The sequence below is a fragment of the Luteibacter sp. genome, from assembly GCF_036500425.1.
Lineage (GTDB): Bacteria > Pseudomonadota > Gammaproteobacteria > Xanthomonadales > Rhodanobacteraceae > Luteibacter.
Window position 1 is genome coordinate 1 of record NZ_DASYCB010000064.1, and the last position, 8184, is coordinate 8184.

The window sequence follows — 8184 nt, forward strand, 5'->3', positions numbered from 1 at the left end:
GGACACCGAGGGCTCTCCTGCGACCACGTCCGAGCGCCGCCGCGATGGCGAAGCCGAGCCCCCCGCGCAGCCGAAGGCGAGCCCGACCGATGAAGACATGCATTCGCGTCAGCGAATGAACCGATCACGACGCGCGAGGCAACCGACAACCCTGGAAATGCGCGAAGAACTTTTTTGTGCCTCAGGCGGCGAACACGCGCTCGCCGCCGATCCAGGTTTCCGCAACGTGATGGGTGTCGTCCATCACGGCAAAGTCGGCGCGGTACCCGGCTGAGATGTGGCCGTGGGTGGCGCCCAGGCCGAGGAAGGCGGCCGGGTAGGTCGAGGCCATGCGAGCGGCTTCGTCGTACGGCACGCCGACCATGTCGATGGTGTTGCGAACGGCTGCGGCCATGTCGAGCGCCGACCCGGCGAGCGTGCCATCCGCGGTTTGGCAGACGCCATCGCGCGCCGTGATCGTCTCGCCCTTCAGCACGAAGTTCGGGTTATCCGAGCCCACCGGCGGCATCGCATCGGTCACCAGCATCATCTTGGTCGGCGCCTTGGCCGCGATGGCGACGCGCAGCGAGGCCGGGTGCACGTGGTGGCCATCGACGATCAGGCCGCACCAGCTGTGGTGGTCTTCCAGCGCCGCGCCGACCACGCCGGGTTCGCGGCTGGTGAACGGGGTCATGGCGTTGAACAGGTGAGTGAAGCCACGCACACCCATCGCGAGCGCGTGATGGGTGGCCGCGTAGTCGGCACCGGTATGGCCGGCGCAGACGATCACGCCGTTGGCGATGAGCTGGGCCAGCACGTCATCGCTGGCGCGTTCCGGTGCCAGGGTCAGAAGGGTGACGCCGCCGTGGCGGCGGGCCACCATCGCGATGTCATCGGCGCCTGCGATGCGGAACTTCGCCGCGTCGTGCACGCCCTTGCGTTCCGGCGCGATGAACGGGCCTTCCAGGTGCACACCGAGCACGCCCGGCACGCCCTGCTCCACCGCATCGTTCACCGCATCGATGGCACGCGACATGACCGCGGCATCATCGCTGATCAGCGTGGGCAGGAAGCCCGTGGTACCGTACTTCGCATGGGCCACGCCGATCGCGCGGATGGCATCGACGGTCGGCTCGTCATTGAAAAGCACGCCGCCACCGCCGTTGACCTGGCAATCGATGAAGCCAGGCAGCAGCGTGCGGCCGCCCAGGTCGTGCTTCTCCGCGGCGCGCACGCGCGGGTCCGAGGGCAACGCGAGCGCAGTGATCTTTCCGTCGTCCACCAGCACGGCAAGGCCGGACTGGAAGCCGTTATCGGTGAGCACGCGGCCGTTGACGAAGGCGAGGGTCATGGCAAGGTCCTTCGGTTCGAATCAGGGATCAGACGGTTTCCGTCACCTTGTTCAGGTGCGGCGGGATATCGGGGTTGAAGCCGCGCTTGAGCGCGAGCGCAGCCGTGGCGCGGTAGAAGCTCTGCACGGTGACCAGCGGCGCCGAGATCGGCGCGGTCGCCACCAGCGGCAGCACGCCTTCGCCCTCGGCTCCCGGCGCGGCCACCCACACGCGCGCACCGCGCTTGCGGAATTCAGCGGCAACATCGAGCACGCCCGGGAGCGTGTCGTCGTTCTGGGCGAAGAACAGCACCGGGAAGTCCGGGCCGACCAGGGCCATGGGGCCGTGTTTCACTTCGGCCGCGCTGAAGGCCTCGGCGTGGAGGCCGCAGGTTTCCTTGAATTTCAATGCCGCTTCCAGCGCACCGGCGAAGCCGAAGCCACGGCCGACGACGAACAGGTTGTGCGCATCGACCAGGCCTTCGGTGAGCGACGACCAGTCGGCGTCCCAGCCCTGGCGCAGCTGTGCAGGCAGCGCGGTCAGTGCTTCGGCGATTTCCTGCTTGCCGCTCCAGCGCGCGGCGATATGCAGGATCGCGAACAGTGCGCCGAGGTAGCTCTTGGTCGCGGCGACACTGGTCTCCGGGCCGGCGCGCAGCGGCACGACGACATCGGCGACCGCGGCGAGCGGTGAATCGACCACATTGACCAGCGCGACCACGTAGGCGCCTGAGCGCTTCGCAGCTTCGGCGTTGCGGACCAGGTCCGGGCTCTTGCCCGACTGCGACACGGCGACGTACAGCGCGCCATCGAGATGCTGCGAGGCGTGGTAGATCGACGTCACCGAGGGCGAGGCCGAGGCGGTGACCACGCCAAGCTGGGTCTCGAAGACGTATTTGGCGTACATCGCCGCGTGGTCCGAACTGCCGCGGGCGCAGGTGATCACCATGCGCGGCGGGTGCGCACGCAAGCGCTCGGCCAGGGCCGCGATCACCGGCTCGTTATGGGCAAGCTGGCGCTCGACGACCTCGGCGGTCTCGTGCGCTTCGCGGAACATCAGGGTGTCTTGCGGCTGGATGGTCATGGTGGCGGTCGGCTCGTTAATCGCTTTGCAGTTCCGCCACGAAATCGTAGATATCGCCGCGGTACCAGGAGTTGGTGAATTCGACGATGCGCCCGTCGTCGAGGAAGCTGCGCCGTTCGATGTTCAGGCCAGCACTGCCGGCCGGCAGGCGCAGCAGGCGCAGTTGGGCAGGACCGAGCACGACGGCGCGCAGGCGCTGCAGGGCACGGGTCGGGCGGTTGCCCAGTTGGTCCAGCGCCTCGTACAGCGAATCCACGACCAGGCCCGGGTCGGGCAGCAGGGATAGCGGCACGGCACTGCGCTCGATCGCCAGCGGTTCATCGCCGGCGTAGCGCAGGCGATGCAGGCGGACGACCTGGGTGCCCGGCGAGAGGTTCATCGCCATGGCCTCCTCGGGATTCACTTCGCCGATCGCCTTCTCGAAAAACTCCGAGCGTGGGTTGAGGCCGCGGGCGCGCAGGTCCTCGGTGAAGCTGGTCATCCGCGAGAGCGGCTTCACGATGCGTTCGGAGACGAAGGTACCGGCGCCGTGACGCTGGGTAAGGAGGCCATCCTCGACCAGGCCGCCGATCGCCTTGCGCACCGTGACCCGGGACAGGGTGAGGGCCCTGGCCAGGTCACGTTCGCTCGGCAAGGCATGGCCCACCTGGACCTCGCCGTTCTCGATCACGTTCCGGATGGCCCGGCGCAGGCGCATGTACGCCAGCGGCAGGCGGGCTGCCGGGTCGTGCTGCAGGCGCTGGTACTCGGTAACGAGGGCGGTTTCCATCGGGCGAAGATACCAATACCTGACCACTGGGGCAAGGCGGTCCGGTCACCCGTGGACCGCAGGTTTGACCGAACGGTTGTTTGCACGATCTAAATCACCGTGAAAACGTTTCCGTTGTGTGATCACGAGGTTAGGTGGAAGGTAAGGTGCCGATCAGTGGTACGGGGCTGGTACGCCGTGGTATGTCACTGGTACGATCGAGCGGAACCCCTCCGCGAACCCTTAAGAGGCCATGTCGTGAGCGCTCCCTCCCTGCCGGTCGAACCGTTCGACCTGGTCATTTTCGGCGGCACCGGCGATCTTGCCGTGCGCAAACTCCTCCCCGCGATGTACCACCGGTTCATCGATGGCCAGATCCAGCCGCGCAGCCGGATCATCGGCGTGGCGCGCGAAGGACTGGACGATGCCGGCTACCGCGAGCAGGTTCGCGCGGCGGTCGAGAAGGGTGTCAGCCACGTCGCCCCGGCCCAGCTGGATGCGTTTATCCAGATGATCGGTTACCGCTCGCTGGATGCCCGCAAGGCGGATGGCTGGGACGAATTCGCCGCGCTGATGGCCGAGCACAAGGAGCACATCCGTGTGTTCTACCTATCGACCTCGCCGGAAATCTTCACCGATATCTGCCAGCGCCTGGGCAGCCTCGGCCTGAATGGCGAGGGCTCGCGCGTCGTGCTGGAGAAGCCGATCGGCCGCGACCTGCAGAGTGCCAACGCCATTAACGATGCCGTGGCCCGGGTCTTCACCGAATCGCAGACCTACCGCATCGACCATTACCTCGGTAAGGAGACGGTGCAGAACCTGCTCGCGTTGCGCTTCGGCAACGCGCTGTTCGAGCCGCTGTGGAATGCGCAGCATATCGACCATGTGCAGATCACCGTGGCCGAAACCGTGGGCGTCGGCCACCGCGCCGGTTACTACGACCGTGCCGGCGCGCTGCGCGACATGGTCCAGAACCACATCCTGCAGCTCCTGTGCATGCTCGCCATGGAGCCGCCGTCGTCGCTGGCACCGGATGCCGTGCGCGATGAAAAACTCAAGGTGCTGCGTTCGCTGCGTCCGATCAACAGCAGCAACGCGGCCCAGCTCACCGTGCGCGGCCAGTACCGCGCCGGTGCGGCGGAAGGCCAGGGCGTCCCGGGTTACTTCGAAGAACTCGGCAGCGACCAGTCGAAAACCGAAACCTTCGTCGCCCTCAAGGCGGAGATCGGTAACTGGCGCTGGGCCGGCGTGCCGTTCTACCTGCGCACCGGCAAGCGCCTTCCCAATCGCGTCTCGGAGATCGTGGTGACGTTCCGCGCGTTGCCGCATTCGATCTTCGATCCCGCGAGCGGCCCGCTCCTGCCCAACCGCCTCACGCTGCGCCTGCAGCCGGACGAGGGCGTGAAGCTGTGGCTGACCATCAAGCATCCGGGTCCGGGCGGCCTGCGCCTGCGCCACGTGCCGCTCGACATGAGCTTCGCGGCGGCGTTCGGCGTGCAGCAGCCCGATGCTTACGAGCGGCTCATCCTCGATGTCGTGCGTGGCAACCCGACCCTGTTCATGCGCCGCGATGAAGTGGAAGCGGCGTGGAACTGGGCCGGCCCCATCCTCGACGCGTGGGAGGCAAGCGGCGATACGCCGAAGCCGTATACCGCGGGTACCTGGGGTCCGAGCGCCGCCGTGGCGCTCATCGAACGTGATGGCCGCACCTGGGCCGAGGACGCCGCATGAACGCAAAGATCATCCGCAACGAATTCGCCGACAAACTCACGCTGGCCGATAAGCTGGCACGCGACATCGCAGCGAAGCTGGACGCTGCCATCAAGGCGCGCGGCAAGGCGACGCTCGCTGTGTCCGGCGGTGGTACGCCGAAGCAGATGTTCGCCGTGCTGTGCGAACAGGAAATCGACTGGTCCAAGGTGACGATCACCCTGGTCGATGAGCGCTGGGTCGACACCGACAGCGACCGCAGCAATGCGAAGCTGGTGGCCGATCACCTGCTGCATCACGAAGCGCACACCGCGACCTTCCTGCCCCTGTTCGACAAGGCGCACAAGGATGACGTAGATGCCGCACTCGCCGATGTCGGCAAACGCATCGATGCCCTCGGCCAGCCGCTCGATGTCGTGATCCTTGGCATGGGCCCGGATGGCCACACCGCCTCGTTCTTCCCGGGCGGCGATAACCTTGCCGAAGCACTGGATCCGAACGGCAGGAAAGCCGTGATCTCCATGCGCGCCGGTGGCGCCGGCGAGCCGCGGATCACGCTCACGCTGCCGCGTGTGCTCGATGCCGGCACGCTTTACCTGCACATCGAAGGTGCCGACAAGAAAGAGCTGCTCGCGAAGGCCGAGGCCGGTGAGGACGTACCCGTCCGCGCCGTGCTTACCCAGGATCGCGTGCCCATCCACGTCTTCTGGGCGCCCTGACAGCGCCCGCTTCATCTGGTCAAAGCCCGAGAACACACGCCATGACCCTGCATCCCGTCCTCGCCGAGGTGACCCAGCGCATTGTCGAGCGCAGCCGCGCCTCCCGCGCGGCCTACCTCGCCAAGATCGACCCCGCGCGCGGTAACGGCGCGAAGCGTCACCACCTGTCGTGCGGCAACCTTGCGCATGGCTTTGCCGCTTCGTGCGAAACCGACAAGGATGCGTTGCGTAACGGCCACGCCGCGAACATCGCTATCGTCACCGCATACAACGACATGCTCTCGGCGCACCAGCCGTACGAGGGTTACCCGGAGCGCATCCGCACCATCGCCCGCCGTTATGGCGCGACCGCGCAGGTCGCTGGTGGCGTGCCGGCCATGTGCGATGGTGTGACCCAGGGCCGCCCGGGCATGGAGCTGTCATTGTTCTCGCGCGATCTCATCGCGATGGCCACGGCGGTGTCGCTCTCCCACGATATGTACGAAGGCGCGTTGTACCTTGGCATCTGCGACAAGATCGTGCCGGGCATGTTGATTGGCGCGCTTTCGTTCGGCCACCTCGCCAGCGCGTTCGTGCCCTCGGGTCCGATGCCGTCGGGTATTCCGAACGAAGAGAAGTCGAAGGTGCGCCAGGCCTTCGCCGCCGGCAAGGCGACGCGCGCGGAACTGCTCGAAGCCGAGGCGCGCTCGTACCACGGTGCGGGTACCTGCACGTTCTACGGCACGGCCAATTCGAACCAGATGCTGATGGAGATCATGGGCGTGCATCTTCCGGGTTCGAGCTTCGAGCTGCCGGATACGCCGCTACGCCATGCGCTGACCGAAGCCACCGTGGAACGCGTGCTCGCCAGTGACTGCATGGGCGAGCACTACATGCCGATCGGTCGCATCATCGATGAGCGCGCGATCGTCAATGGTGTCGTCGGCCTGCATGCGACAGGCGGCTCGACGAATCACCTGCTGCATCTGGTCGCTATCGCGCGTGCTGCCGGCATCGAGCTGCGTTGGGATGACTTCGATGCGCTCTCGTCGGTGGTGCCGCTGCTCGCTCGCGTGTACCCGAACGGCTATGCCGACGTGAACCACTTCCACGACGCAGGTGGCATGGGCTTCCTCATGGACCAGCTGCTCAGCGCTGGCCTGCTGCACAACGACGTGAACACGATCATGGGCCACGGCCTCGAGGCGTATCGGCACAAGCCGGTGCTCGAGGACGGGAAGCTCGGCTGGGTACCCGTGTCGAAGGAAAGCGGCAACCGCGGCGTGCTGCGCGCGATCAGCGAACCGTTCCGCGCCGATGGCGGCCTGCGCATGCTCAAGGGCAACATCGGTCGCGGCGTCATCAAGGTGTCGTCGGTGCCGGATGACCGCATGGTCATCGAAGCCCCCGCCATCGTGTTCGACGAACAGGATGATGTGAAGCACGCCTTCGACCGGGGCGAGCTGAATCGCGATTTCATCGCGGTGGTGCGCTTCCAGGGCCCACGTGCGCGCGGCATGCCCGAGCTGCACAAGCTCACTCCGACCCTGAGCCTGCTGCAGGATCGCGGCTACCGCGTGGCGCTGGTCACCGATGGCCGCATGTCCGGCGCATCGGGCCGTGTGCCCGCGGCCATCCACGTGACGCCCGAAGCCGAAGCGGGTGGTCCCATCGCGCGCATCCGTACCGGTGACATGATTCGCCTGGATGCCGTGGCAGGGACGGTCGAAGTCCTGGTCGACGCCGACGAGTGGAATAGCCGCGTCCCCGACAACGTGGACCTCGGTGTGCACCACACCGGCATGGGCCGCGAACTTTTCGCCATGTTCCGCCAGTCGGCCGTCGCGGCCGACCTCGGCGCGGGCGTGTTCTGAGCAACGGAGTAACGATGAGCAATGAAGCAAAGCAGGCCAAGGTCGCATCCACCCTGGCACTGGCACCCGTAGTTCCCGTCGTCATCATCGAGGACGCCTCGAAAGCCGTAGGCATGGCGCGTGCGCTGGTCGCCGGTGGCATCCCGGCGATCGAAGTCACGTTGCGCACGCCGGCCGCGCTGGACGCGGTACGTGCGATCGCCGCCGAAGTGGAAGGCGCGTTCATTGGCGTGGGTACCGTGCTCACGGCGAAGGACCTGGAGCACGCCTTGAAGGCGGGTGCGAAATTCGCGGTCTCGCCGGGCAGTAGCCCACGCCTGCTCGATGCAGCTGATGATTCCGAGCTGCCGCTGCTCCCGGGCGCCGCGACCTCGAGCGAAGCCATGGAACTGCTCGAACGCGGCTACCGCTTCCAGAAGTTCTTCCCGGCGGTGCCCGCTGGCGGCGCCAAGCTGATCGGTGCGTGGGCCTCCCCGCTGCCGCAGATCACTTTCTGCCCCACCGGCGGCATCAGCCTCGCCAACGCCAATGAGTTTCTCTCACTGCCGAACGTTGCCTGTGTCGGTGGTTCCTGGCTCACCCCCGCCGCCCTCCTTGCAGCCGGTGACTACGCCGCGATCGAAACCCTGGCCCGCGAAGCCGCCCAGCTAAAACGCAGCCGATGAATCGTGTCGCGGCGCCGATCGGCGATCCGCGGCCCCTGTAGGAGCGCGCTTGCGCGCGATGGGTGCTCGTGGCAAGGCCCATCGCGCGCAAGCGCG

Annotated in this window: 7 protein-coding genes; 4 read left to right on the top strand and 3 right to left on the bottom strand. The window is 66.8% G+C overall.

Going from position 1 to position 8184, the window contains the following annotated elements; genetic code table 11:
- Positions 1-181 precede the first annotated feature (181 nt).
- The 3 genes from nagA to VGN46_RS16180 are packed head-to-tail and all read right to left on the bottom strand — an operon-like array spanning position 182 to position 3162.
- Positions 182-1330, bottom strand: a complete 1149-nt coding sequence (nagA, locus tag VGN46_RS16170; protein WP_331645051.1) for an N-acetylglucosamine-6-phosphate deacetylase — start codon at positions 1328-1330, stop codon at positions 182-184.
- A gap of 28 nt (positions 1331-1358) precedes the next feature.
- Positions 1359-2393, bottom strand: coding sequence for an SIS domain-containing protein (locus VGN46_RS16175; RefSeq protein WP_331645053.1), 1035 nt, complete (start codon positions 2391-2393; stop codon positions 1359-1361).
- A 16-nt stretch (positions 2394-2409) separates the two neighbouring features.
- Positions 2410-3162, bottom strand: a complete 753-nt coding sequence (locus VGN46_RS16180) for a GntR family transcriptional regulator (RefSeq protein ID WP_331645055.1) — start codon at positions 3160-3162, stop codon at positions 2410-2412.
- Between the two features lie 237 nt (positions 3163-3399).
- Here VGN46_RS16180 and zwf point away from each other — a divergent pair, with 237 nt between their 5' ends.
- Genes zwf through eda form a run of 4 tightly spaced genes read left to right on the top strand, consistent with a single transcriptional unit; the run spans position 3400 to position 8088 of the window.
- Positions 3400-4872: a glucose-6-phosphate dehydrogenase gene (gene zwf / locus VGN46_RS16185; protein ID WP_331645057.1), complete on the top strand. Its 1473-nt coding sequence runs from the start codon at positions 3400-3402 to the stop codon at positions 4870-4872.
- The gene (pgl, locus tag VGN46_RS16190; RefSeq protein ID WP_331645059.1) at positions 4869-5570 is read left to right on the top strand and encodes a 6-phosphogluconolactonase; all 702 of its coding nucleotides are present in this window, start codon (positions 4869-4871) and stop codon (positions 5568-5570) included. Before zwf ends, pgl begins: the two co-directional genes overlap by 4 nt.
- A 41-nt stretch (positions 5571-5611) precedes the next feature.
- Complete coding sequence (gene edd / locus VGN46_RS16195; protein ID WP_331645061.1) at positions 5612-7423, top strand: phosphogluconate dehydratase; 1812 nt, start codon at positions 5612-5614, stop codon at positions 7421-7423.
- 14 nt (positions 7424-7437) lie between these two features.
- Positions 7438-8088 carry a bifunctional 4-hydroxy-2-oxoglutarate aldolase/2-dehydro-3-deoxy-phosphogluconate aldolase gene (gene eda / locus VGN46_RS16200; protein ID WP_331645063.1) on the top strand — a complete coding sequence of 217 codons (651 nt, stop codon included), beginning with the start codon at positions 7438-7440 and terminating at the stop codon, positions 8086-8088.
- Positions 8089-8184: the final 96 nt, after the last annotated feature.